Source organism: Bacillus sp. AF23, assembly GCF_020861455.1.
Taxonomy (GTDB): Bacteria; Bacillota; Bacilli; order Bacillales; family Bacillaceae; genus Bacillus; species Bacillus halotolerans.
The window spans coordinates 62635-88681 of sequence record NZ_JAJHVY010000016.1 but is presented as its reverse complement, the minus strand read 5'-3'; the positions used below and the strand labels follow the sequence as shown (position 1 = coordinate 88681).

27 protein-coding genes are annotated in these 26047 nt (G+C 43.1%); 22 read left to right on the top strand and 5 right to left on the bottom strand.

Translation table 11 applies throughout. The features are described from left to right. Positions 1-177: 177 nt before the first annotated feature. Positions 178-753: a transcriptional regulator Rok gene (rok, locus tag LNN34_RS08395; RefSeq protein ID WP_229043089.1), complete on the top strand. Its 576-nt coding sequence runs from the start codon at positions 178-180 to the stop codon at positions 751-753. A 41-nt stretch (positions 754-794) separates the two neighbouring features. On the opposite strand, the gene LNN34_RS08390 is transcribed toward rok, so the two are convergent. Then, positions 795-1760 (bottom strand): hypothetical protein, encoded by a 966-nt coding sequence (locus LNN34_RS08390; protein WP_024121231.1) that lies wholly within the window; start codon positions 1758-1760, stop codon positions 795-797. 132 nt (positions 1761-1892) lie between these two features. Between LNN34_RS08390 and LNN34_RS08385 the strand changes: the two genes are divergently transcribed. The 16 genes from LNN34_RS08385 (at position 1893) to sipT (ending at position 18302) form a co-directional block, all read left to right on the top strand. Further along, positions 1893-2492 carry a molybdenum cofactor guanylyltransferase gene (locus tag LNN34_RS08385; protein ID WP_229043088.1) on the top strand — a complete coding sequence of 200 codons (600 nt, stop codon included), beginning with the start codon at positions 1893-1895 and terminating at the stop codon, positions 2490-2492. 51 nt (positions 2493-2543) lie between these two features. After that, a complete protein-coding gene (locus tag LNN34_RS08380; RefSeq protein WP_059335871.1) occupies positions 2544-3563 on the top strand; it encodes a MoeB/ThiF family adenylyltransferase in 1020 nt (339 codons plus the stop codon). A gap of 17 nt (positions 3564-3580) precedes the next feature. After that, a complete protein-coding gene (gene glp, locus LNN34_RS08375) occupies positions 3581-4873 on the top strand; it encodes a gephyrin-like molybdotransferase Glp (protein WP_229043087.1) in 1293 nt (430 codons plus the stop codon). Continuing rightward, positions 4834-5355, top strand: coding sequence for a molybdopterin-guanine dinucleotide biosynthesis protein B (gene mobB / locus LNN34_RS08370; RefSeq protein ID WP_202656963.1), 522 nt, complete (start codon positions 4834-4836; stop codon positions 5353-5355). Before glp ends, mobB begins: the two co-directional genes overlap by 40 nt. Continuing rightward, positions 5355-5828, top strand: a complete 474-nt coding sequence (locus tag LNN34_RS08365) for a molybdenum cofactor biosynthesis protein MoaE (RefSeq protein ID WP_059292856.1) — start codon at positions 5355-5357, stop codon at positions 5826-5828. The genes mobB and LNN34_RS08365 overlap by 1 nt, the downstream gene beginning before the upstream one ends. Beyond that, positions 5821-6054 carry a molybdopterin converting factor subunit 1 gene (gene moaD / locus LNN34_RS08360; RefSeq protein ID WP_059292855.1) on the top strand — a complete coding sequence of 78 codons (234 nt, stop codon included), beginning with the start codon at positions 5821-5823 and terminating at the stop codon, positions 6052-6054. The genes LNN34_RS08365 and moaD overlap by 8 nt, the downstream gene beginning before the upstream one ends. Positions 6055-6292: 238 nt before the next feature. Further along, positions 6293-8050, top strand: a complete 1758-nt coding sequence (locus tag LNN34_RS08355) for an ABC transporter ATP-binding protein (protein WP_229043086.1) — start codon at positions 6293-6295, stop codon at positions 8048-8050. 10 nt (positions 8051-8060) lie between these two features. Next, complete coding sequence (locus tag LNN34_RS08350) at positions 8061-9875, top strand: ABC transporter ATP-binding protein (protein ID WP_229043085.1); 1815 nt, start codon at positions 8061-8063, stop codon at positions 9873-9875. 121 nt (positions 9876-9996) lie between these two features. Then, positions 9997-10692, top strand: a complete 696-nt coding sequence (yknW, locus tag LNN34_RS08345; RefSeq protein WP_044156045.1) for a toxin SDP protection protein YknW — start codon at positions 9997-9999, stop codon at positions 10690-10692. Between the two features lie 4 nt (positions 10693-10696). Beyond that, complete coding sequence (locus LNN34_RS08340) at positions 10697-11833, top strand: efflux RND transporter periplasmic adaptor subunit (protein WP_099042904.1); 1137 nt, start codon at positions 10697-10699, stop codon at positions 11831-11833. Next, the gene (locus LNN34_RS08335) at positions 11834-12526 is read left to right on the top strand and encodes an ABC transporter ATP-binding protein (protein ID WP_229043084.1); all 693 of its coding nucleotides are present in this window, start codon (positions 11834-11836) and stop codon (positions 12524-12526) included. Continuing rightward, positions 12523-13716, top strand: a complete 1194-nt coding sequence (skiZ, locus tag LNN34_RS08330; RefSeq protein ID WP_044156041.1) for a sporulation-delaying-protein transporter subunit SkiZ — start codon at positions 12523-12525, stop codon at positions 13714-13716. Before LNN34_RS08335 ends, skiZ begins: the two co-directional genes overlap by 4 nt. A gap of 278 nt (positions 13717-13994) precedes the next feature. Further along, positions 13995-14750 (top strand): DeoR/GlpR family DNA-binding transcription regulator, encoded by a 756-nt coding sequence (locus LNN34_RS08325; protein ID WP_044156039.1) that lies wholly within the window; start codon positions 13995-13997, stop codon positions 14748-14750. Further along, positions 14747-15658, top strand: a complete 912-nt coding sequence (gene pfkB / locus LNN34_RS08320; RefSeq protein WP_044156038.1) for a 1-phosphofructokinase — start codon at positions 14747-14749, stop codon at positions 15656-15658. The genes LNN34_RS08325 and pfkB overlap by 4 nt, the downstream gene beginning before the upstream one ends. A gap of 14 nt (positions 15659-15672) precedes the next feature. Next, positions 15673-17577 carry a PTS fructose transporter subunit IIABC gene (locus tag LNN34_RS08315; RefSeq protein WP_044156037.1) on the top strand — a complete coding sequence of 635 codons (1905 nt, stop codon included), beginning with the start codon at positions 15673-15675 and terminating at the stop codon, positions 17575-17577. A gap of 143 nt (positions 17578-17720) precedes the next feature. Then, positions 17721-18302, top strand: coding sequence for a signal peptidase I sipT (gene sipT / locus LNN34_RS08310; RefSeq protein WP_044156035.1), 582 nt, complete (start codon positions 17721-17723; stop codon positions 18300-18302). Positions 18303-18337: 35 nt separating this feature from the next. Here sipT and LNN34_RS08305 read toward each other — a convergent pair whose 3' ends face one another. Next, positions 18338-18607, bottom strand: coding sequence for a hypothetical protein (locus LNN34_RS08305; protein ID WP_010334087.1), 270 nt, complete (start codon positions 18605-18607; stop codon positions 18338-18340). Positions 18608-18657: 50 nt separating this feature from the next. Here LNN34_RS08305 and LNN34_RS08300 point away from each other — a divergent pair, with 50 nt between their 5' ends. Genes LNN34_RS08300 through LNN34_RS08290 form a run of 3 tightly spaced genes read left to right on the top strand, consistent with a single transcriptional unit; the run spans position 18658 to position 21383 of the window. Continuing rightward, the gene (locus LNN34_RS08300) at positions 18658-18795 is read left to right on the top strand and encodes a hypothetical protein (RefSeq protein WP_157722710.1); all 138 of its coding nucleotides are present in this window, start codon (positions 18658-18660) and stop codon (positions 18793-18795) included. Continuing rightward, a complete protein-coding gene (locus tag LNN34_RS08295; protein ID WP_229043083.1) occupies positions 18792-20411 on the top strand; it encodes an ABC-F family ATP-binding cassette domain-containing protein in 1620 nt (539 codons plus the stop codon). The genes LNN34_RS08300 and LNN34_RS08295 overlap by 4 nt, the downstream gene beginning before the upstream one ends. 60 nt (positions 20412-20471) lie before the next feature. After that, entirely contained in the window at positions 20472-21383 is a 912-nt protein-coding gene (locus LNN34_RS08290; RefSeq protein ID WP_059292851.1) for a ketopantoate reductase family protein, read from the top strand. Between the two features lie 27 nt (positions 21384-21410). Here the strand turns inward: LNN34_RS08290 and LNN34_RS08285 are convergent, their stop codons facing one another. From LNN34_RS08285 to mreBH, 3 genes are all read right to left on the bottom strand, one after another. Further along, positions 21411-22643, bottom strand: coding sequence for an aminopeptidase (locus LNN34_RS08285; RefSeq protein WP_229043082.1), 1233 nt, complete (start codon positions 22641-22643; stop codon positions 21411-21413). Positions 22644-22756: 113 nt separating this feature from the next. Then, positions 22757-22888 carry a protein YkpC gene (locus tag LNN34_RS08280; RefSeq protein ID WP_024121251.1) on the bottom strand — a complete coding sequence of 44 codons (132 nt, stop codon included), beginning with the start codon at positions 22886-22888 and terminating at the stop codon, positions 22757-22759. Between the two features lie 102 nt (positions 22889-22990). Continuing rightward, positions 22991-23998 carry a cell shape-determining protein MreBH gene (mreBH, locus tag LNN34_RS08275; RefSeq protein ID WP_024121252.1) on the bottom strand — a complete coding sequence of 336 codons (1008 nt, stop codon included), beginning with the start codon at positions 23996-23998 and terminating at the stop codon, positions 22991-22993. A 281-nt stretch (positions 23999-24279) separates the two neighbouring features. Here mreBH and abhA point away from each other — a divergent pair, with 281 nt between their 5' ends. Continuing rightward, positions 24280-24558 (top strand): transcriptional regulator AbhA, encoded by a 279-nt coding sequence (gene abhA, locus LNN34_RS08270; RefSeq protein ID WP_024121253.1) that lies wholly within the window; start codon positions 24280-24282, stop codon positions 24556-24558. A gap of 190 nt (positions 24559-24748) precedes the next feature. After that, positions 24749-26035, top strand: a complete 1287-nt coding sequence (locus LNN34_RS08265; RefSeq protein ID WP_044156033.1) for an ATP-binding protein — start codon at positions 24749-24751, stop codon at positions 26033-26035. Positions 26036-26047: the final 12 nt, after the last annotated feature.

Below are 26047 nucleotides of genomic sequence, written 5' to 3'. Positions count from 1 at the left end.
CTCTTGAACCCTTGTGAATAAAGAGGTCTGTTAAAAAATAAAACGTTTTCAGAAAATAAGGAATTTTTCATAGAGTAAATATAATAGTAAAATGCTAAAATAATAGTTGATAAAATTACTTTTGTAATCTAATATCTTAATTAAAGATGTTAATTCTGATAGGGGGTACATTGAGGAATGTTTAATGAAAGAGAAGCTTTGCGCTTGCGATTAGAACAATTAAATGAAGCTGAAGTGAAAGTCATTCGTGAATATCAAATTGAACGCGATAAAATATACGCTAAATTAAGAGAGCTGGACAGAAATGGAAGCCCTTCCGAAACGAAAAAGGATTTCCGTTCTGAACGAAAAACTGACTCTCTGCCGGTTCTCGCTGAGCTTGCGGCTCAGGAAATCAGAAGCTATCAGCCGCCATCACAGCAACAGTCTGTTCAGCCTCAGCTTCAAACTATTTCCTCTCTTCCTGCCGGTATACCAGACGGAACAACACGAAGAAGAAGAGGAACGGCAAGACCGGGATCTAAAGCAGCTAAACTGCGTGAAGCGGCTATTAAAACATTAAAACGCCACAACGCGGCGATTAAGAGCTCCGAGCTTCAAAAAGAGATTGAAAAGGAAAGCGGTCTTGAAATCCCTAATATGACAACATTTATGCAAAGTTTAATTAAAATGTATCCGGAAGTGAAAAAACCGTATCGCGGCCAGTACATTTTAGAGGGTGACATCGAATCAGCTGAATCAGCAACAGAATAAACACACAGAAAAACTGCTTGGGAGCTCAAGCAGTTTTTTTATTATTGGGTTTTTTTCGGTGAAGGTTTGTTTTCTTTTTCAAGATTAAGCTTATACACCCATTTTTGATAAGGTTTTTCTTCGGCGGCACGGCTCTTCAGCTCTTCAATTTTATGATTGATAAGCTGGTCAGATGATTGGGCTCGGGTCAGCTGTTTTTGAAGCTCATTTACTTGTTTTGTGACATCTTCAAGGATGGTCTCTACATGACTTGACGGTGCGTAAACGGTTTGAGCTTCTTCTGCCGTTTTTTCTTTCTGTTTCGCACCGCCATCAATATCGGCAAAATGAGAAGCAATCCAGGCATCACTTTCATCGAGCTGCCGTTTGTACGAAATAATAGTTTCTTGAAATAGTTTTTCTTTCGTTTTTTCTATTTCAAGCAGCCTTTCTTTCGTTTCTATGATTCGGTCTTTCATATGATCTATTTCTATTTTGATATGTTTTAGCTGGTATTCTTTTTCTATCATTTGCTCTTTCAAGCGTCCGTTTTCGGCTTTTATCGTTTCAGCTTGCTGCTTGGCTTGAAACAATTCGTTCTGTTCCCGCTGGATAGAGGTATTAAGATGAATAATTTGTTTATGCAAATTTTTATTTTCTTCCTCAATTTTGATTTTTTCGATATGAAGCTTATGTTTTTCTTCGATTTCGGTTTTGCGTTTGTAGGTTTCTGCGGAAAGAAGCTCCTGCAAGGTGACGATTTTATCGAGCAGTTCGGCTCTCATTTGATGCAGTGTATGGCTCGTATAGGAGGCGTGTTGTTCTTTCATTGACATTTGCTTTAGCTCAGCGGACAGCTGCTGAAGTTTTTCTTTCATATTGGTATTTTCTTTGAGCAGTTTGTTATTTTTCTGATGGAAGTAGCTTGCCTCAAGCTCGGAAATTAGTTTACGGCACCTTGACAGCTCTGATTTTAAATAAAGGTTCTCCTGTGACACGTCATGGAAAAAAGGACCTGTTCTTTTCAATCGAACCATCTCCCTCATGATGTTAACATTACAATATGCAAATACTGAACAGCTATTCCTCTTTAATAAACAGACAAGCATTGGCGTTGGGGCTTTGCTTTTGCTATGCTTTTGGTAACTAGAGGTGAGAGCATGAAACAAATAAATGTACTTTTAGCAGGAGGAGCCTCACGCCGGTTTGGGGAGCCCAAGGCGTTTGTAAAATGGAGAGGCCGTATGTTTTACGAATGGGCTAAAAAGTCGCTGGGTGAGCAAGCGGTCATCATCAGCCGTCCCGAGTTTATCGATAGATTTCAAGAGAATGGCGAAACCGAAGTGTATCAAGACGCGGAGCCGTTCCAAGGAATGGGCCCATTGGCTGGTATCTATACTGCTTTTGAAAAGACAGACGGTGACCTTTATACGATTCTATCCTGTGACACACCGCTGATACGAAAAAGGACGATGGCGGAGCTCAGGCGCATGGTAACTGCCGATACGGACGCAGTCATCCCGATATCAGGCGGACGAGTGCAGCCATTGATAGCACTGTATCATAAAAGGGTCATGCCTATTCTATATGAACAGCTATCTGAGAAAAAATTAAAACTATCAGATTTCTTAGACCGTATTTCAGTTCGGTACGTACAGGCAGAGGAAATCGCGGCAGTGCCGGAAGAGTTTATGAATATTAATACACGACATGACTATAGGCGTTTGAATGAACTCAAGACATTCTCCTGCTGGGACTGACGGGGGGAAATCATGGTATGATTGACATAAAAGATAAGGAGATCAGGTTTGATGGAAGAGCGTTATTCACGGCAAATCAGATTTAAGCAAATTGGAGAAGAGGGCCAGCAAAGACTGGCAGACAGCCGCGTGCTGATCGTAGGAGCAGGAGCGCTCGGAACAGCCGGAGCTGAAGGGCTGTCGAGAGCGGGAGTTGGAACCGTCACCATCATTGACCGTGATTATGTAGAATGGAGCAATCTGCAAAGGCAGCAGCTCTATACAGAAAGCGATGCGGAACTCCGCATGCCAAAAGCTATGGCTGCCAAAGAACATTTATCCGCTATTAACAGCGGCATACATATTGAGGCATACGTTACAGAGGGGACGGCTGAAACGCTTGAACCGCTGATCGTAAAAGCGGATGTTGTCATCGATGCAACAGATAATTTTGAAACACGCATGCTTATCAACGATCTAGCTCAGAAAACAAAGACACCGTGGATTTATGGCGCTTGTGTAAGCAGCCAAGGGATGTTCATGACGATTATTCCGGGGGAGACACCTTGTTTGTCTTGTTTGTTTGAGCAAATTCCTGTCGGCGGAGCGACGTGCGATACAGCGGGGATTATTCCGCCTGCGGTCCATATGGTTTCAGCCTATCAGCAGGCGGAAGCGCTGAAACTGTTAACGGGAAACACAGAAGCGATACAGCGCGGCTTTGTCACGTTTGATGTCTGGAACAATTCACATATGAAAATCAACGTTAGCAATGTACGAGTCGAAGATTGTCCGTCGTGCGGCGCACACGCAGTTTATCCTTATCTTCAAGACTGGAACACGCCAAAAGCGGCTGTGCTGTGCGGCCGTGATACGGTTCAAGTCAGATCAGAGTCATTAAAAAGAATACCGAAGCAGGAGCTGGCCAGTCGGCTGAAAACAATCGGCAAGGTAGAGGCCAATGCATTTTTGCTTCATATCTATTATGAACATTTCAGAATCGTCATTTTTAATGACGGACGGGCTCTGATACACGGAACAAGTGATGTGAAAGAAGCCAATTCTGTGTTGGCAAGAGTAATCGGATTGTAACAACAGGAGGGTTCAGAATGCTGGAGAAAAGAACACCGATACCGGTAGATGAAGCTGTTCGGCGTGTCAGCCGATTTCAAAAACGAGGGGAAACAGAATGGGTGGCGCTTGAAAACAGCCTTCACCGATTTTTAGCTGAAGATGTAACGGCAGATCACCATGTGCCTGCATTTGACCGTTCGCCATATGATGGTTTTGCTGTCAGAGCATGTGATACGGCTGAAGCTTCACGCGAGCACCCTGTCCGCTTTGAGGTCATTGACCATATCGGAGCGGGAGCTGTATCTGAAAAAGAACTTGCTGCGTTTCAGGCAGTGCGGATCATGACAGGTGCGCAAATTCCAAAAGGCGCGGATGCCGTGGTCATGATTGAGCTGACTCAAACCTTTGAAGAGAGTGGTCAGCCGTTTATGTCTTTAAAACGCCGCTTCCAGCCAGGGGACAATATTTCAAAAACAGGTGAAGATGCTCAAAAAGGGAGCGTTTTAGTCAGAAAGGGCACGCGAATCACTCCGGGGGTAACAGCTCTTCTGGCAACCTTTGGATACGCTTCTGTGCCTGTCATGAGAAAGCCTGTTGTCGGGATTATCGCTACCGGCACTGAATTGCTGAATGTCAGTGACCCGCTGGAGCCGGGGAAAATCCGTAACAGCAACGCCAGTATGGTATATGCACAAGTTATCGAAGCGGGCGCTTCACCTCTTTACTTAGGGAAAATCTCCGATGATCTTGATCAAAGCTTTGCTGCGGTCGAGGAAGCAATGGAAAAGGTTGATTTTCTAATCACCACAGGCGGCGTGTCAGTGGGTGACTTTGACTTTTTGCCTGCAATCTATGAAAGACTCGGGGCTGATGTGCTCTTTAATAAAGTTGCTATGCGCCCGGGAAGTGTAACGACTGTGGCTCATGCAAACGATATGCTGCTGTTTGGGCTGTCAGGTAACCCGTCGGCATGCTATGTCGGTTTTGAACTGTTTGTAAAACCGATGATCCGGTCATGGCTGCTTCATGATAAACCGCATCCGATTTGCGCAGAAGCTGTTTTGACTAAGGACTTTCCGAAGCCGAATCCTTTTACCCGATTTGTACGTGCTTATGTACACCATCAGGAAGGAAAGCTGTTAGCGGCTCCCGTTGGATTAGATAAGTCAAGCTCTGTCACTTCACTTGCAGAGGCGAATGCGTTTATCATCCTGCCGGGCGGTACGAGAGGTTACGAATCAGGCAGAACGGTCCACGTGCTGCTGATCAGAGAAGAGAATGGAAGTGAGTGGCCTTGGTCCGTCCTTTCCCGATCGTCCAAGTTGTAGGATTCCAAAACAGCGGAAAAACAACGTTGATAGAGCGTATTCTTAAAAAAGCCGCACTAGAGGGGCTGCATGCAGGCTGCCTGAAGCATCACGGTCATGGCGGTGAACCGGAAGCATTCACTGAAGGAAAAGACACTGACCGTTACCAAGCTGCGGGAGCTGATATAACAGCAGTAGAAGGAGCGGGTGTTTTACAGCTTACGGCCCGCCGTAAATGGGATCTCCCGCAGCTGATCGAGTTATATCGTTTTCTCGATATGGATTGCCTGCTCATAGAAGGCTTTAAAAAAGCTCCTTATCCTAAAGTAGTAATAGTACGAGATAAGGATGATCTGGCTGAACTGCAGGCAGTAAATATCATCGGAATTATATACAGAGAAAAAGAACAAATGGCTGCACACCAAGGATTACCCGTTTTTCACGCGGATGATCCAGCAGCAGTTGATTTTGTGCTTTCAAAGCTGAAGGGGGAATCTGTGTAATGGGACGGTTTGAGATTACGAAAACACCCATCATTACTGAAGATATCATAAAAAAAGTAGAGAAACGGGAAGCCGGAGCTATTACCACGTTTATCGGGACAGTTCGGGAGTGGACAAACGGAAAAAAAACAATCCGGCTGGAATATGAGGCTTATGAACCGATGGCTGTGCAGATGCTGGCCCAAATCGGGGCTGAAATAGAAGAGAAATGGAAAGGTGCTTCGGCTGCTATCACACATCGGATCGGTGTACTGGATATCGGCGAAGCGGCAGTTGTCATCGCTGTGTCTTCTCCCCATCGAAAAGCCGCTTATGAAGCCAATGAGTATGCAATCGAACGCATTAAACAGATTGTGCCTATTTGGAAAAAAGAAATTTGGGAAGACGGAGAGCAATGGATCGGTGACCAGCTTGAGACAACAGCTTATCCGAATGGAAAACCAGATGTAAGTGAGGGAGAGCAGCATGATTAACATTCTTTTGTTTGCGGGACTTGCTGAAAAGGCCGGCACGTCAACGCTTCAAATTGATATGGAACAAGCAACAACCGAAGATATAAAAGCGGTTTTAAAGGAACAATACGGACTTGAATCAATTGATACGGCTATGATTGCTGTAAATGAAAACTACGTCAAAGAAAATACCTCTGTATCTTCCGGTGACACGGTGGCTGTTATTCCACCTGTCAGCGGGGGATGAAAACCGGACGGCGATAAAGCCGTCCGGTTTTTGCGTTAAAAGCCATATCTCTCCGTTTTTTGCATATCCTGCTCATCATCCTGCATACAATGATTTTCTGTAAGCGTTTATTTTACATAAGTCCCACCATATAAAGTAAGAGACCATCTCCATCATTAGATTGAATTTTCGAAAAATAATAGAAATTTATTTCGGGAATCGATATAGTAAGGGTGAAAAAACTGGAAGGGTGCTGGGTATGGAGACATTTAAAAGATTAAAATCATTTTATTGGCCGTACAGAAAGGTGTTTATGTGGTCGCTTCTGGCGATGCTTTTGATGACAGCCATTACGGTCGTTTATCCGATCATTCTGCAAATTACGATTGATGAGATCGTACTGGGGAGGCAGTATCAGCTTGCAGCATGGATCAGTCTGGGATTTATTGCGGTTATGGCTGTAAAAGGAACCGCCACTTTTTTTCATCAGTATTTAGGTGATATGTTTGGCATCAAATCTGTTTACCGGCTGAGAAATGGCCTGTATGCAAAACTGCAGAGGCTTTCTTTTTCTTACTATGACAACGCAAAAACAGGTGATTTGATGTCCAGGCTGACAGCCGATGTTGAAGGGCTCAGGTTTTTTTTATCCTACGGGCTTGCTGAGTTTATTCGATTCGGTTTGCTGGTTGCAATCAGCTTATCGGTCATGTTTTACTATTCGGCTCCGCTTACGCTGGTAACAATCGCTGCTTTGCCTTTTCTGGCGGTCGCGGTATATCAGTTTGACAAAAGAGTACACCCCGCCTTCCGAGGCATCAGAAAATCGTTTGCGAAACTCAATACAAAGGTGCAGGAAAATATCAGCGGCATCAACACAGTGAAGTCACTATCAAGAGAAGATTTTCAAATCAGCGCCTTTAATAAGGCAAATGCGGCCTACAGAACAAAATATTTACAAACGTCATCCATCTGGTCTGCGTATTTTCCGCTGATGGAGTTTATCGGCAATATTTGTATTGTGGCTCTTCTTTCATACGGCGGCTATTTGGTCATGCAAAATCAGCTGAATCCGGGTGAGCTTGTCGCTTTCTTCAGTCTGGTCAATTATATGATGTGGCCAATCATGAACTTAGGTTTTGTGATTAATATGTTTTCTCAGGCAAAAGCCTCAGGAGAGCGTCTGTTAGACATTCTTGATGAAGAGGAAGACATCAAAGGCCACGTTCATGCTTTACATCATCCAAAGTTAACCGGAGATGTCTCATTCAAAGATGTAACTCTCACATACAGAAATGAACAAACGAACGCGCTTTCCGATGTAAGCTTTGAAGCAAAAAGCGGAAAGATGATCGGACTTTTGGGCCCTACGGGATCTGGAAAAAGCTCAGTCACACAGCTCCTCACTAGATTTTACAGCCCTGCAGGCGGAATCATTACGATTGATCATAAACCTATCACAGATTATTCATTAAAAACCCTTCGCTCAAATATTGGAGTTGTACTTCAAGAATCATTCCTATTTTCATCTACTATTCGCTCAAATATTTCATACGGGAAGCCGGATGCTTCGATGGACGACATTATAAATGCGGCAAAAAGAGCTCAGGCTCACGATTTTATTATGGAACTGCCTGACGGATATGACACCATGCTTGGAGAAAGGGGGCTGGGGCTTTCAGGAGGCCAGAAGCAGCGCATTGCTATTGCCAGAGCCATCTGTTTAAACCCAAGCATTTTAATATTAGATGACGCCACAAGTGCAGTAGATATGCAAACTGAGCACAGCATACAGCTTGCGTTAAAAGAAGTCATGAAAAACCGCACAACCTTTATCATCGCTCACCGCATTTCTTCACTGAAACACGCAGATGAAATTCTTGTCTTCGATAAAGGTAGCATTCGTGAAAGAGGCAATCATCACGAGCTTCTTGCCGAGAACGGCTATTACAAAAAGATATACGATTTGCAATACCGGGACGTCAATATGATAAATGAGCCGCATCAGGTCGGATAGGGAGGAACATATGAAACAAGCAAAAAAACATGGGATTTTGGAGCGTTTCTATTATTCTTCAGATGAAATCATTGAAAAACCGTTTAACTGGGCTCAAATGTGGCGGCTGTTAAGCTATGTCAACCCGTACCGAAAAACAATTCTGCCGCTTTCTTTTCTCACCGTTTTGATTGGGACTGCTGTGAAGCTTGTCATTCCCATTCTGATCGGTGTTTATGTTCTCGATCAAGCCATTACAGCAAAGAATTCGGAATTGCTGATGCAGCTGATTATTTTGATCAGCGTTTTATACGCTGTTAATTATGCAGCCAATATGCTAAGGATCAGATGGATGAACCAGCTTGGCCAGCATGTCATTTACGATTTGCGCCAGCATTTATTTACCCATGTACAGCGCTTGTCCCACCGATTTTTTGATCAGAGATCGGCAGGGTCTATTCTCGTCAGAATTATGAATGACATTAACTCCCTTCAGGAGCTTTTCACAAGCGGCGTAATTAACTTATTAACAGATTTATTGCTTTTGGCGGGAGTCGTCATCATTTTATTCACGCTGAGTCCTGAACTGACCATAGCCATCATGGTGACTCTGCCGATTATGTTTTTTATTTCAACAAGTCTCAGAAAAAAAATCCGCCGTTCATGGCAAACGGTGCGTCTGAAGCAATCAAAGCTGAACTCCCATTTAAACGAAAGCATACAAGGTATCCGCGTAACGCAGGCTTTCACGCAGGAACAAGAAAACATGGCGTACTTTGACGGAGTCAATCAGGAGAACTATCAATCATGGCGGGAAGCAACAAGAAAAAATGCTGTGTTCCGTCCGCTGGTAGAAATGACAAATGCGATAGGAACGGCTGTATTAATATGGTATGGCGCCACACTCATCATGAACCAAACCATTACAATAGGTGTCTTCGTATCTTTCGCCTTCTATTTAGGCATGTTTTGGGAGCCTATTTCAAGATTGGGCCAGGTTTATAACCAATTGTTAATGGGGATGGCCTCGTCAGAGCGGATTTTCGAGTTTTTAGACGAACAGCCGAACGTCAAGGAAAAGCGGGATGCCGTTCACAAGAAAAATATTAAAGGCCATATCAGCTTTGAAGAGGTTGAATTTTCTTATGATGAAAAACGAAAGGCACTTCATGCCGTTTCCTTTTCTATTCCAGCAGGCTCAACACTTGCACTTGTCGGACACACGGGGAGCGGGAAAACAACGATTGCCAATTTAATCAGCCGATTTTATGATGCAACAGGAGGAACCATTAAAATAGACGGCACTCCGATAAAAGACCTGTCCATTGCCAGTTTACGCTCTCAAATCAGCATTGTGCTTCAAGATACGTTTATTTTCTCCGGAACGATTATGGAAAATATTCGTTTCGGAAAGCCGGATGCGTCAGACGAAGAAGTGATAAAAGCTGCTCAAGCAGTCGGAGCGGATGAGTTTATTTCTGGTTTAGCAGAAGGATACGAAACAGAAGTGGAAGAAAGGGGCAGCGTATTATCTGCCGGTCAGCGCCAGCTCATTTCCTTCGCAAGAGCGCTGCTCGCAGATCCTGCTATTATCATTCTTGACGAAGCCACGGCAAGCATTGATACAGAGACAGAAGTCAAAATCCAGCAGGCTTTAAAAACTTTGCTGAAAGATCGAACAGCCGTCATGATTGCCCATAGATTGTCCACAATCCGCGACGCCAACCATATCATCGTTCTTGATCACGGCAGGAAAATGGAAGAGGGCAGCCACGAACAGCTGCTTGCGAAAGGAGGTATTTATGCAGGACTGGTGAAAGCGCAATACAGCATAGCTGCCGAATAAAAGCCTTCAGTTTGGAAGTCTGAAGGCCTTTTGAATGATTTGGATATTTTTTCGAAAAATATGAAACTTTTTTTAGGTCATTTCGTATTATCAGCTAGATATGTTCAAGGAGGTTTTATATATGGAAGCAAATGTAGAAAAAAACGGCGGAGTGTCAACTGAAAAGCCATCCCTTTTTGGAGTGATCACAAGTCCTGGAACTCAATTTGAGAGAATAAGAGAAAGGCCGGTGGTATGGGGCCCGCTCTTGATTGTTGCGGCAATCATCATAGTTGGTGCTGTATTGCAGGGTCTCGGAACGGATTATAGCGAGCTTCTTAAAACGACGGATACTGAAGGTTTATCGCCTGAGCAGATTTCAACTGTCGCAACCATTACCAAATTTGGAGCAATGGCAGGTTCAATTCTCGGCGGAATTGCAGCTTTATTTATTGCACCTCTCATTTATTGGCTCTGTGTGAAAATATCAGGAGGCGTAACGACGTATAAGAAAATGCTTTCTCTCGGTCTGTTTGTCTCCTTAATCAGCAGCTTAGGATTATTAATTAACGGAATTGTTGCTTTTACAACGGACGCAAGTTCACTTTACAGCATGACGTCACTTGCGGGAATTATTCCTTCAGACATGCCTTTAGCCAATGTGTTAAATACATTTGAAATCTTCAGCATTTGGAGCTATGTGTTATTAGCGATCGGTCTTCACAAAACGGGAGGCATCTCCAAAAAAGCAGGATGGATATCCGTTATTATTCTTTTCGTCCTTTTGGTCGCATTTTCGTTTATTTCAGGGGCGATAAACTCTGTGGCAGGTGCATAAATAGATGAAAAAAGTCTGGATTGGAATTGGGATTGCAGCATTAGCCGCTCTTTTTATAGGAATTAATATTTACCGGTCTGCCGCTCCGACAAGCGGCAGCGCCGGCCAGAAGGTGGAGACGGGCAGTCTAGAAGAAAAAAAGATATCGTCAACAGTTATGGTTCCAGGCACACTTAAATTTTCAAATGAACAATATGTGTTTTATGAAGCCGATAAAGGAACTTTGAACGACATTAAAGTGAAGGAAGGCGACAAAGTTAAAAAGGGTACGCCGTTAGTCACTTATACGAACGAGCAGCTTAGTCTGGAAAAAGAACAGAATCAATTGACCTCTGAATCGAACCGGCTGCAAATCGATCAGATTCAAGAAAAGCTACAAGCGTTGGACAGTAAAGAAAAAGAACTGACAAAACAGCTTGGAAAAAAAGAAGCAGAAAAACAAGTTGACTCTGAGCGCACAGAGCTTGAAATGCAGGAAAAAACAGCTCAAATTGAATTAAAGCAAACTGAGCTTCAGCGGCAGTCGCTTGCCAATCAAGTGTCAGATCTTCAAGTGAAAAGCGAGATCGAAGGCACTGTGATTTCTGTCAACCAGGAAGCGGCATCAAAAAAGTCAGATATTCAAGAGCCCGTCATACATATCGGCAATCCTAAAGACCTTGTCGTTTCAGGAAAATTGTCTGAATACGATACACTTAAAGTCAACAAAGGCCAAAAGGTCACACTCACTTCAGATGTCATTCAGGATAAAACATGGAAAGGTACAGTTGCAGCTGTCGGACTAGTGCCAGATCAGCAGGATAACGCCGCGGCAGCAGCTGGCACAGATCAGGCGGTACAGTACCCGCTTCAAGTCAAAATAAAAGGTGATCTTCCTGAAGGAAAGCCAGGTTTTAAATTCATTATGAATATAGAAACAGATAAGCGGAAAACCAATACGCTTCCTTCTAAGGCAGTTAAAAAAGAAGATGATCAATATTATGTGTATACAGTAAAGGACGGTAAAGCCAAGCGAGTCGACGTCAAAATCGGGGAAGTAACAGACGATGTAACGGAAATAAAAGAAGGAATTTCTAAGGATGATCAGGTCATTTTAAATCCTGCTGATGATTTGGCTGACGGAACGGAAGTGAAAGCATAAATGATTCAGCTTTCTAAAGTGCGAAAAAGCTACCAGATCGGCAGAGAAATGTTTGATGTTCTTCATTCGATTGATTTGAACATCAATCAAGGGGAATACGTTTCGATCATGGGGCCGTCAGGATCGGGAAAATCAACGATTATGAATATTATCGGCTGTCTAGACCGTCCGACTTCCGGTATATATAAGCTGGACGGTGAAGACATCTCATCTTATAAAGACAAAGAACTGGCCGCAGTCCGCAACAAATCCATCGGTTTTGTCTTTCAGCAATTCCAGCTTCTCCCGCGGCTGAACGCTAAAAAAAATGTCGAGCTGCCAATGATTTATTCCGGCATTGGAAAAAAAGAACGCCAAGAGAGAGCTGAAAGAGCCTTAGAAAAGGTTGGATTAGCCGATCGGATGCTTCATATGCCGAATGAGTTATCCGGCGGTCAGAAGCAGCGTGTGGCCATTGCGAGGGCAATCGTCAATGAACCAAAATTAATTTTGGCGGATGAACCGACTGGCGCGTTGGATACGAAAACAAGTGCAGCGATTATGGACCAATTTACAGCGTTAAACGACGAGGGAACAACGATTGTACTTGTTACCCACGAGCCGGAAGTTGCAGATTGCACGAACCGGGTCATCATGGTGCGAGACGGAGAAATTGTTCCTCCCGGCTCCGGACAAAGGAGCGTGGGGGAATGAGTCTGTTAGAAAACATCAGAATGGCTTTGAGCTCTGTTCTTGCACATAAAATGCGTTCCATTTTAACGATGCTCGGAATCATCATTGGTGTTGGCTCTGTTATTGTTGTCGTTGCTGTAGGGCAGGGCGGCGAGCAGATGCTTAAGCAGTCCATCAGCGGTCCGGGGAATACGGTGGAACTATACTACATGCCGAGTGACGAAGAGCTTGCAAGCAATCCGAACGCCGTAACGGAGTCAACTTTCACAGAAAACGATATTAGCGGATTAAAAGAGATAGATGGGATAAGACAAGTAGTTGCATCCACTTCTGAAAGCATGAAGGCGCGTTATCATGAGGAAGAAACCGATGTAACCATTAACGGAATCAACGACGGATATATGAATGTGAATTCCTTAGAAATAGAAAGCGGAAGAACCTTTACTGATAATGACTTTCTTGCGGGAAAAAGGGCGGGCATTATATCACAAAAAATGGCCGAAGAGCTGTTTGATAAATCCTCTCCTCTCGGTGAAGTTGTCTGGGTAAACGGACAGCCTGTGGAAATTATCGGTGTGCTGAAGAAAGAAACAGGTTTGCTGTCTTTCGGACTAAGTGAAATGTATGTGCCGTTTAATATGATGAAATCGTCTTTCGGTACAAGTGACTTCAGTAATGTGTCATTGCAGGTCGAATCGGCTGATGATATAAAATCTATCGGAAAAGAAGCGGCACAGCTGGTGAATGACCATCATGGCACTGAGGATTCATATCAAGTCATGAACATGGAAGAGATTGCAGCAGGAATTGGAAAGATCACAACAATCATGACCACGATTATCGGCTCAATTGCAGGCATTTCGCTTTTAGTCGGCGGAATCGGTGTCATGAATATTATGCTCGTGTCAGTGACAGAGCGAACGCGGGAAATTGGGATTCGGAAGTCACTCGGAGCGACGAGAGGACAGATTCTGACCCAGTTTTTAATCGAATCAGTCGTATTAACGCTTATCGGCGGACTGATTGGGATCGGGATCGGATACGGAGGGGCAGCGCTGGTTTCTGCTATTGCCGGCTGGCCGTCATTAGTATCCTGGCAGGTCGTATGCGGAGGCGTGCTGTTCAGTATGCTTATTGGCGTTGTCTTTGGAATGCTTCCTGCAAATAAAGCTGCCAAGCTCGATCCGATTGAAGCGCTGCGTTACGAGTAACCTCATGCATATGCATGAGGTTTTTTTATGTTTGGTGCTTTTTACTATGAATATAAAAGACTTTTTACATTAAGATAAGAAGAAAAAGTCATACAATTGTCCTTATTTTTGTCGAATTTACAGTTTACAAACCCTATATACATACGTTAATATGGAGAAACGTGAAAGATTTTGATAGTTATTGAATGAATTTGAATGATTTTAGTTGCCTATTGTAAAAAAAGCGTTTACAATGAAATTGTATTCAAAATGAATACGTTTTCATTAGGAGGTGAAGCATGCTAACTCCTGAAAGATATCAGTTGATTATTGATCAAATAGAAAAGCATGATGTGGTAAAGATTCAAGAGCTCATAAATCTTACAAATGCTTCTGAATCTACAATCAGAAGAGATTTATCGACGCTTGAAGAACGCGGTTTTTTAAAGCGTGTTCACGGGGGAGCTGCCAAGCTTTCCGATATCAGACTTGAACCTGATATGCTTGAAAAATCATCCAAAAACCTTCAAGACAAATTGAAGATTGCTGAAAAAGCCGCTTCACTTTTGGAGGAAGGGGATTGCATTTATCTCGATGCGGGCACGACGACTTTGCACATGATTGATTTTATGGATAAAAGCAAAGATATCGTTGTAGTCACGAACGGGGTTATGCACATCGACGCATTGATAAGGAAAGAAATATCTTTTTATCTGCTTGGAGGATATGTAAAGCACAGAACGGGCGCGGTTATCGGAGGCGCTTCACTGATTGCCATGGATCAGTACAGATTCGATAAGAGTTTTCTGGGGGCAAACGGTGTGCATACAGAGGCCGGCTTCACAACGCCTGACCCTGATGAAGCCCTATTGAAAACGAAGGCTGTCAAACAGGCAAAACACGCTTACGTCTTAGCGGACCCTTCGAAATTTGGAGAAATTTCATTTTCGGCATTTGCCGGCATAGGCGACGCAACAATCATTACGACTGACGCTGAAGAGCTTACATTCGATAATTACCAAGAAAAAACTGTCGTAAAGGTAGTGAAACCATGATTTATACTGTAACACTTAATCCATCTGTCGATTATATTGTTCACGTTGAAGATTTTACTGTAGGAGGCCTAAACCGTTCCGCATACGATACAAAGTATCCAGGGGGAAAAGGCATCAACGTATCGAGACTGCTGAAAAGACATCATGTTCAGTCAAAAGTGCTCGGATTTATCGGCGGATTTACCGGAGAATATATCAAAACATTTTTGCGCGAAGAAAACCTGGAAACAGCTTTTTCTGAAGTAAAAGAAGATACCCGCATCAATGTAAAATTGAAAACTGGTGATGAAACGGAAATTAACGGTCAGGGACCAACGATTTCAGACGAAGATTTCAATGCCTTTTTAGAACAGTTTACATCTTTGCAGGAGGGGGATATTGTCGTTCTTGCTGGAAGCATTCCTTCTTCACTGCCTCAAAATACCTATGAAAAAATCGCAGAGGCTTGCAAACAGCAGAACGCACGTGTTGTGTTAGATATCTCTGGCGAAGCGCTTATGAAAGCAACAGAAATGAAACCGTTTTTGATGAAGCCGAACCATCACGAGCTTGGTGAAATGTTCGGAACAACGATTTCATCTGTTGAAGAAGCTGTTCCTTATGGGAAAAAGCTTGTAGAACAAGGCGCTGAGCATGTAATCGTATCCATGGCCGGTGACGGAGCGCTTCTGTTTACGAAGGATGCCGTTTACTTTGCAAACGTACCAAAGGGGAAATTGGTAAACTCAGTCGGAGCAGGAGATTCTGTCGTTGCAGGTTTTCTTGCCGGTGTTTCCAAGCAGCTGCCGCTTGAAGAGGCATTCCGCTTAGGAGTTACATCAGGCAGCGCTACCGCGTTTTCTGAGGAACTTGGTACAGAAGAATTTGTCCAGCAGCTTCTTCCTGAAGTTAAGGTCACACGTCTATAGAGGAGGAAACAAAAGTGAAAATAACTGAGCTTTTAACGAAGCATACGATAAAGCTTAATATTGAAAGCAAAGAAAAGGAAAACGTGATTGACGAAATGGTCACAGTTCTTGATAAGGCTGGAAAATTAAATGACAGACAAGCCTATAAAGAAGCCATTTTAAATCGTGAAAGCCAAAGTTCAACGGGTATCGGTGAAGGAATTGCTATTCCGCATGCGAAAACGGCAAGCGTTATCAACCCGGCGATTGCGTTTGGGCGTTCAAAAGACGGTGTCGATTATGAATCACTAGACGGCCAGCCGGCACACTTGGTCTTCATGATTGCAGCGACTGAAGGTGCAAACAACACTCACCTTGAAGCACTGTCAAGACTGTCTACGCTGTTAATGCGTGAAGAAATTCGCAAACAGCTGCTTGAAGCCGAATCAGAAGACGCGATTATTGACATTATCAATCAGCATGATAAAGATGATGACGAAGAGGAAGAAGAAGAAGAAACGGCACCAGCACCAGCCGGAAAAGGTAAAATCCTAGCGGTTACAGCTTGTCCGACAGGTATCGCCCATACTTTCATGGCAGCGGATGCCCTTAAAGAAAAAGCGAAAGAGCTTGGTGTTGAAATTAAGGTTGAAACAAATGGTTCAAGCGGTATTAAGCACAAGTTAACTGCTCAAGAAATTGAAGATGCACCTGCAATCATTGTCGCAGCGGACAAGCAGGTTGAAATGGAGCGCTTTAAAGGCAAACGCGTGCTCCAGGTTCCAGTAACGGCAGGTATCAGACGTCCGCAAGAGCTTATCGAAAAAGCGGTGAATCAAGACGCACCGATTTATCAAGGCAGCGGCGGCGGTTCTTCTGCACAAAGTGATGAAAATGAACCAAAAGCCAAATCCGGCGGCATTGGAAACGCGTTTTATAAGCACCTTATGAGCGGTGTCAGCAACATGCTTCCATTCGTAGTGGGCGGCGGTATACTCGTTGCAATTTCATTCTTCTGGGGTATCCATTCTTCAGATCCGAATGATCCTAGCTACAATACGTTTGCTGCAGCATTGAACTTTATTGGCGGCGACAATGCATTAAAACTGATTGTTGCAGTTCTGGCCGGCTTTATCGCGATGAGTATTGCAGATCGTCCGGGATTTGCTCCTGGTATGGTCGGCGGGTTTATGGCCACTCAAGCGAATGCTGGATTCTTAGGCGGTTTGATTGCCGGATTCCTTGCTGGTTATGTCGTGATTTTATTGAAAAAAGTATTTGTGTTTATCCCTCAGTCCCTTGATGGATTGAAGCCTGTATTGATTTATCCGCTGTTTGGTATTTTTATCACTGGCGTATTAATGCAATTTGTAATCAATACACCTGTAGCAGCATTCATGAATTTCTTAACAGACTGGCTTCAAAGCCTTGGTACTGGAAACTTGGTGTTAATGGGTATTATTTTAGGCGGTATGATGGCGATTGACATGGGCGGTCCGCTTAACAAAGCAGCCTTCACGTTCGGTATTGCGATGATTGATGCAGGCAACTATGCGCCTCATGCAGCGATCATGGCCGGCGGTATGGTTCCTCCATTAGGTATCGCACTTGCAACAACAATTTTCAGAAACAAGTTCTCTCAGCGTGACCGTGAAGCAGGTATTACATGCTACTTCATGGGTGCGGCTTTCGTAACAGAAGGCGCAATCCCGTTTGCTGCGGCGGATCCGCTTCGCGTCATTCCAGCGGCTGTGGTCGGTGCAGCGGTTGCCGGCGGATTAACTGAATTCTTCCGTGTAACCCTTCCTGCACCTCACGGGGGCATATTCGTAGCCTTTATTACAAACCATCCGCTCCTTTACTTATTAAGTATTGTAATTGGTGCTGTGATTATGGCGATGATCCTAGGTATCGTGAAAAAACCTGTAACTGAAAAATAAGGAAAAAAAGCGTCCTGTTACTAAAGGACGCTTTTTCTCTATCTTCTCGCGGCAGCGCGGTTAAGTTATGTATTTTATAATAAATTATGATAAAGTAAAAGAAGGGAAACAACTGACATAGCAATCGTCTAGGAGGAAACACTTTGACCGAAGAAAATCAAACAAAAACTGAAAAAGCGGGGAAGAAAAAAACAAATACGTATTGGGAATGGGGAAAAGCAATTGTCATTGCTGTCCTGCTGGCACTCATTATCCGCCACTTCCTATTTGAACCGTATTTAGTCGAAGGTTCATCTATGTACCCCACTTTACATGACGGCGAAAGACTGTTTGTCAATAAAACGGTACACTATATCGGTGACCTGGAGCGGGGAGATATCGTCATTATCAATGGTGAGACTTCAAAAATCCATTACGTCAAACGATTGATCGGTAAGCCTGGAGAAACCGTGGAAATGAAGGATGACACGCTTTATATAAACGGAAAAAAAGTTGCCGAGCCTTATTTGTCTAAAAACAAAAAAGAGGCAGAAAAGCTTGGTGTCAGTCTTACAGGCGACTTTGGCCCGGTGAAAGTACCGAAAGGCAAATATTTCGTCATGGGGGATAACCGGCTAAACTCCATGGACAGCAGAAATGGCCTCGGACTGATTGCGGAAGATCGGATTGTGGGTACGTCGAAGTTTGTATTTTTCCCGTTTAATGAAATGCGCCAAACCAAATAAAAACGCCTTGCTGGCCTTTGGACAGCAGGCGTTTTTTAATTGGAAAAAGAAGCGACTAATGCAATGCATAATACAGTGACAAATACTGAACCGATAATGGCCAGCACACTGAAGAAAAGGTGCACTTGCTTGTTCTCTTTGCCGCGTTTTTCTAATAACCGTTTAGAGAAGATATGTGAGAAGATATAAATCAGGGCGATCCCGATATATAATCCGATATCTTTGGCGGTAAAGCCAGTTACGGCAAGGTAAAAGCCTGTAAAAAAGATCAATAAGCAATATTCAGTCAGTGTTAAAAGCCTCAATGTGTTCCTCCGAGTAAGAATGTATGATTTTCCATCTGGATGCATCCTCTTTGTCTTCAATTGTATCACAGCTTCGCCCTTTTAGTGTAGAAGTGTTTCTGCCTGCTTTTATCAGTGAAGCATTTCTCTTGTCTTCCATTCATGGTATACTTTTAATGATGATAGACATGATGGAGGATATTAAATGATTGCAGTAAATAATGTGAGCTTGCGTTTTGCGGATCGCAAGTTATTTGAAGATGTAAATATTAAATTTACCCCAGGCAACTGCTACGGGTTAATTGGTGCCAATGGTGCTGGTAAATCAACGTTTCTGAAAGTGTTATCAGGAGAAATTGAGCCTCAGACAGGCGATGTTCATATGAGTCCTGGCGAGCGTCTTGCCATCCTGAAACAGAACCACTTTGAGTACGAAGAGTATGAAGTGCTAAAAGTTGTGATTATGGGACATAAGCGTTTATACGAGGTCATGCAGGAGAAAGACGCAATTTACATGAAGCCTGATTTCTCGGATGAAGACGGAATTCGTGCGGCAGAGCTCGAAGGTGAATTTGCAGAGCTGAACGGATGGGAAGCAGAAAGTGAAGCTGCGATCCTTCTAAAAGGTCTCGGCATCTCAGAAGATCTTCACACGAAGAAGATGGAAGATCTTGGCGGCTCCGAAAAAGTGAAAGTTCTCTTGGCTCAGGCATTATTCGGCAAGCCCGATGTCCTGCTTCTTGATGAGCCGACGAACCACTTAGACCTTCAGGCAATTCAGTGGCTGGAAGAGTTTCTGATTAACTTTGAAAACACTGTGATTGTTGTATCCCATGACCGTCACTTTTTAAATAAAGTGTGTACACATATTGCTGACCTTGATTTTAACAAAATCCAAATCTACGTCGGAAACTATGATTTCTGGTATGAATCAAGCCAGCTTGCTTTGAAGCTTTCTCAAGAAGCGAACAAGAAAAAAGAAGAGCAAATTAAACAGCTACAAGAGTTTGTGGCCAGATTCAGCGCAAATGCGTCTAAATCAAAACAGGCGACTTCAAGAAAGAAACTTCTTGATAAAATTTCTCTTGATGATATTAAACCGTCTTCACGCCGTTATCCTTACGTCAATTTCACACCGGAACGAGAAATCGGTAATGACGTTCTCCGGGTAGAAGGATTAACGAAAACAATTGACGGTGTAAAAGTTCTCGACAATGTCAGCTTTATTATGAATAGAGAAGATAAAATTGCTTTTACAGGGCGTAACGAATTGGCTGTTACTACTCTGTTCAAAATCATTTCCGGGGAAATGGAAGCTGACAGCGGAACATTTAAATGGGGCGTGACGACATCTCAAGCGTACTTCCCTAAAGACAACAGCGAATATTTTGAAGGCAGTGATTTAAATCTTGTAGACTGGCTTCGCCAATATTCTCCTCATGACCAAAGTGAGAGCTTTTTACGGGGCTTCTTAGGACGCATGCTGTTTTCCGGTGAAGAAGTACACAAAAAAGCAAATGTTTTATCCGGGGGAGAAAAGGTTCGCTGCATGCTTTCGAAAGCAATGCTTTCTGGCGCCAATATTTTAATTTTGGATGAACCGACCAACCACTTAGACCTAGAATCTATTACAGCGCTCAATAATGGCTTAATCAGCTTTAAAGGCGCTATGCTGTTTACATCACATGACCACCAGTTTGTACAGACGATTGCCAACAGAATCATAGAGATTACACCTAATGGCATTGTTGACAAGCAAATGAGCTATGACGAGTTCCTTGAAAATGCTGATGTGCAGAATAAACTGGCTGAACTATACGCGTAATAAAAAAAGCAGAGAATTCTCTGCTTTTTTTTGTACATAGAAAAGAAAGGGGACATTAACTTGAAATTTTTAATTGTCGGAGCAGGTGGAGTAGGCGGTTATATTGGCGGACGGCTTGCAGAGAAAGGGAATGCGGTGACGTTTCTTGTCCGCCAAAAAAGAGCTGAACAGTTAAAACAAACGGGACTAGTTATTCATAGTGAAAAGGGTGACGTGTCCTTTCAGCCCGCAGTAATCACTGCAGGAGAAAAAGAACAGTTTGATGTGATCATCATCGCTTCTAAAGCATATTCACTCGGTCAGGTGATTAGCGATGTCAAACCTTTTGTCCACAGCGAATCAGTCATTATTCCTTTCTTAAACGGTTATCGTCACTACGAGCAGCTGTTTACGGCATTTTCGAAAGATCAGGTGCTGGGCGGGCTGTGTTTCATAGAAAGTGCTTTAAACAATCTGGGAGAAATCAAACATACAAGTGCGTCGCATCGTTTTGTGTTCGGTGAATGGAACGGTGAGCGCACGGAACGGATAAAAGAGCTTGAGGAAGCATTTGCAGGAGTGAAGGCAGAGGTCATCATTAGCGGGCATATTGAGAAAGACATCTGGAAAAAATATCTGTTTATTGCAGCACAAGCAGGAGTGACAACCTTATTTCAAAGACCGCTTGGACCAATCCTTGAAACAGAGAGCGGGCGGCACACTGCGCGAACACTCATTGGGGAAATCGGCATGATCTTGCGCAAGGAAGGAGTTCCGGCTGATCCAGAGCTTGAAGAAGACAGCTTCCGCACAATGACAAGCATGTCTTATCATATGAAATCCTCCATGCTCCGTGATATGGAAAATGGCCAAACGACAGAAGGAGATCATCTGCACGGCTTTTTGCTTGATAAAGCAAAGCGTTTGTCTCTGTCAACACCAATATTAGAAACAGTTTATGCCAATCTGCAAATGTATGAAGCAAAAAAATAAGAAGGAGGCGAAAGCCTCCTTCTTTATTTAAAAAGCCCAATTTCCATTTCTAAAGATAGGTTCTCTTTTTCCGTCTTCAGTAATTCCATCAATGTTCATATCCTTAGAACCAACCATAAAGTCTACGTGGGTAATGCTTTCATTTAAGCCTTCTTTGACAAGCTCTTCGCGAGACATCTGTTTTCCGCCCTCAATATTAAAAGCATAGGCACTGCCGATCGCCAGGTGATTTGACGCATTTTCATCAAATAAAGTGTTGTAAAAAAGAATATTTGACTGTGAAATAGCCGAATCGTACGGGACAAGAGCTACTTCACCAAGATAGTGAGAGCCTTCATCTGTTTCGACCAATTCTTTTAAAATGTCTTCTCCTTTTTCGGCTTTAATGTCAACAATACGGCCGTTTTTGAATGTGAGCGTGAAGTTTTCGATAATGTTCCCGCCGTAGCTTAGCGGTTTTGTGCTCGATACAAACCCGTCAACCCCGTCTTTTTGCGGCAGTGTGAATACTTCTTCTGTCGGCATATTGGCCATAAATTCATGTCCGCTTTCATTTACGCTTCCGGCACCTGCCCAAACGTGTTTTTTCGGCAGCTTGATTGTTAAATCAGTTCCTTCTGCTTGGTAATGTAAAGCGGCATAATGTTTTTGGTTCAAATGATCAACTTTTTCATGAAGGTTTTGATCATGATTGATCCACGCTTGAACCGGATTTTCTTCGTTTACGCGTGTGGCTTTAAAAATTTGTTCCCACAGGAGCTGTGTCGCTTCCTCTTCTGATTTGCCAGGGAAGACTTTCTGAGCCCAACCTGCTGATGCAGCACCGACGACAGTCCAGCTCACTTTATCAGATTGAATGTATTGTCTGTATGTATGTAACGCTTTGCCTGCAGCTTTTTGGAAGGCGGCAATCCGTTTGGAATCTACCCCTTGCAGTAAATCTGGGTTTGAGGATACGACTGAAATGAAAGCAGCTCCTTTCTTGGCAAGCTCTTCTCTGCCTTTCGCTTCCCATTCAGGATACTCTTCAAAGGCTTCAAACGGCGCCAGTTCATATTTTAATTTGGCCACTTCGTCATCCTGCCAATTCACTGTTACATTTTTTGCGCCTTTTTCATATGCATGTTTTACAATCAGACGGACGAAATCGCGTACTTCCGTCGAAGCATTTACCACCACATACTGGCCTTTTTGGACATTAACGCCGACCTCAACCGCCAGCTGGGCATATGTATTTAGTTTCTCTGAAAATGTATCCATCAATCTTTCCTCCTCGTGCTTTTTTCTCATCATATCAAATAATCTCCTATAAAGAAAAGAAAGGAGTGCAAAGAGAAAAACCCAAAACAAATTGGTCTTGGGCTTTTCAACACTTATGGATGATTCATTTTTACAGTGCCTTCAGGCGCATGAGGCATGTTTGCCAGTGAAATGCTCATGCCTCCAAGAATGATTCCGCTCAAAATGGCTGCAATCGCTACCCGTCTTCCTAAATCTCTAAGCATCTGTTTCCTCCTTATCGTTTCTCCATTTCCCACAATATGAAGCGAGAGAGGAAAAAAGAAGCAGGAATTTCAATTACTTTCTGAGATTTTGCGAGAAAAGGATTATTTAACCGCTTTTTGGAGCTTATCAATCACCTCTAAAGAACGGCCGGTGCCGATTGCCACGGATTCAAGCGGGTTTGGCGCCACGTGTACAGGTACAACGATTTCTTCTGACAGCCATTCTTTGATTCCGTTAAGAAGCGCCCCGCCGCCTGTTAAAATTACGCCGCGATCGACAATGTCTCCGCTTAATTCAGGAGGACAGTCCTCAAGTGTGGCTCTAATCGCTTCAAGAATATGAAGGAGAGATTCACGCATCGCGTTTTGAATTTCATTTGATTGAAGCATAATGGTTTTCGGTAGCCCCGTCACAAGGTCACGTCCGCGAATTTCCATTGCATCCGGCACATGCTCAATCAATGCATGGCCAATTTCCATTTTAACCTGCTCAGCTGTGCGTTCACCGATCAGCAAATTGTACTTTTTCCGCACAAAAGCAACGATATCCTCATCAAGCTGGTCGCCGCCGATTCTGATTGAATGGCAGGAGACAACGCCTCCAAAGGAAATAATCGCGACTTCCGTCGTCCCGCCGCCGATATCTACCACCACGTTAGCAACCGGCTCGTCAACCGGCAAATCCGCTCCGATTGCAGCTGCCACCGGTTCTTCAATTAAATGGACGTTTTTCGCTCCGCAATTTTTCACCGCGTCACTGATGGCGCGGCGTTCTACTGCAGTTGAGCCTGATGGTGTGCACACAACGACATTCGGCTTTCTGAACGACATGCCGATGCTCTTTCCGGCTTTTTTCATGATGTGCTTTAACAAATCAGTTGTCATGTCGTAGTCAGCGATAACGCCGTCTTTCATCGGTCTGACAGCGACAATTTTTCCCGGTGTTTTACCGATCATATTTTTCGCGTCAGTCCCGATCGCAAGCACTGCTTTAGTCGTTGTATCTACTGCGACAACAGAAGGTTCATTTAAGATGATTCCTTTATTTTTGCTGTAAACAAGTATATTAGCTGTTCCTAAGTCAATTCCAATTTCAGTTGATTGAAACATGTTTTCACCCAATCTTTATCCTGATTTTATATGATTCTACATTTAAAGTTTCTAAGAAAAGAAGCGATTTTTGGGGGTGTGCGTCGGGAAAGAAATGTTTTTGTAAAAAACTGCGGAAGGGTGTAACAGAAGTAATACATTTTTCGGTTTTATGGAAAAAATATCTTGCGATTCTTCAAGAAAGCGGGAAACTTTTTCTGCGTTTCGTACGTCTACGATATATTGAGGGACAACCTTGAATATTACATGAAAAAAGAAACATTTAAGGAAGAAGGGTTTTTATGAAATCAATAGGTGTTGTAAGAAAAGTAGATGAATTAGGCCGTATTGTTATGCCGATAGAGTTAAGACGGGCACTGGATATTGCTATTAAAGACAGCATTGAGTTTTTTGTCGAGGGCGATAAAATTATTTTGAAAAAGTACAAACCTCATGGCATTTGTTTAATGACTGGGGAAATCACTTCAGAAAATAAAGAGTACGGCAACGGTAAAATTACGTTAAGCCCTGAAGGCGCACAGCTGCTTCTCGAAGAAATTCAAGCCGCTTTAAAAGAATAATATATGTTGAAAAAGGCGGAATGGTGTAATCTCCGCCTTTTTTTGCGTGCCGATTTCTGATTACCGCCGCCTAAGATATGACATCATGAACAAAAGGTAATGAATGATTTGGGATACTTTACATATTTTACTCAATTATTTGTCGAAGAATGGTACAATAAACAGAGAAACACAAGCGGCAGGTGGTCATATGAGAAAATATCAAGCACGTATCATTTCCATTATTTTGGCGATGATTTTTATTATGTTTTGGGATTATTTATTTTATTTTATAGGCAAAAACCCGATTAATTGGCCTGTTGACATTGTGTATACAGCAGTAACGATTTTCAGTGTCTGGATGCTGGCGTATTATGTCGATGAGAAAAAACAGCTGGTCAAGAAAATGAAAGATAATGAATGGAAGTATAAACAGCTTTCTGATGAGAAGAACCGCATCATGGATAATTTACAGGAGATCGTTTTTCAAACAAATGCAAAAGGCGAAATTACATACTTAAATCAAGCGTGGGCAGCTATCACAGGTTTTTCGATCAGTGAATGTATGGGGACAATGTATAATGATTATTTCATAAAAGAAAAGCATGTAGCTGATCACATTAATACTCAAATCAAAAACAAAGCGTCCTCTGGGATGTTTACGGCAAAATATGTGACAAAGAACGGGACGATTTTTTGGGGCGAGGTTCACTATAAACTTTACTATGACCGAGATGAGCAATTTACCGGAAGCCTGGGTACAATGTCAGACATCACTGAGCGAAAAGAGGCTGAAGATGAGCTTCTGGAAATCAATGAACGGCTTGCGAGGGAGTCGCAGAAACTGTCAATCACGAGTGAACTGGCTGCCGGCATTGCACATGAAGTCAGAAATCCTTTAACGTCCGTCAGCGGATTCCTTCAAATTATGAAAACATCATATCCGGATAGAAAAGATTATTTTGATATCATCTTTTCAGAGATTAAAAGAATTGACTTGGTGCTCGGCGAGCTGCTGCTGCTGGCGAAGCCGCAGGAAATTACATTTAAAACGCACCCAATCAATGAAATTTTGAAACAAGTCACGACATTGCTTGATACGAATGCCATATTGTCCAATATTGCTATAGAAAAGAATTTTGGTGAGACGGAAGCCTGTATGATTAAAGGGGACGAAAACCAGCTGAAGCAGGTTTTTATCAATATTATCAAAAATGGAATTGAAGCAATGCCAAAAGGCGGTATCGTAACGATTTCCACTGCTAAAACAGCTTCACACGTCGTAATAAGCGTAAAAGATGAAGGAAACGGCATGTCACAGGAAAAGCTTGAGCAAATCGGAAAACCTTTTTATTCAACAAAGGAGAAAGGCACAGGGCTGGGGCTCGCCATTTGTTTGAGAATATTAAAGGAACATAACGGGGAATTGAAGATTGAAAGTGAAGCTGGAAAAGGCAGCATCTTTCAAGTTGTTTTGCCTTTGAAATCTGACAGCTGAGAGGGGAAAAAC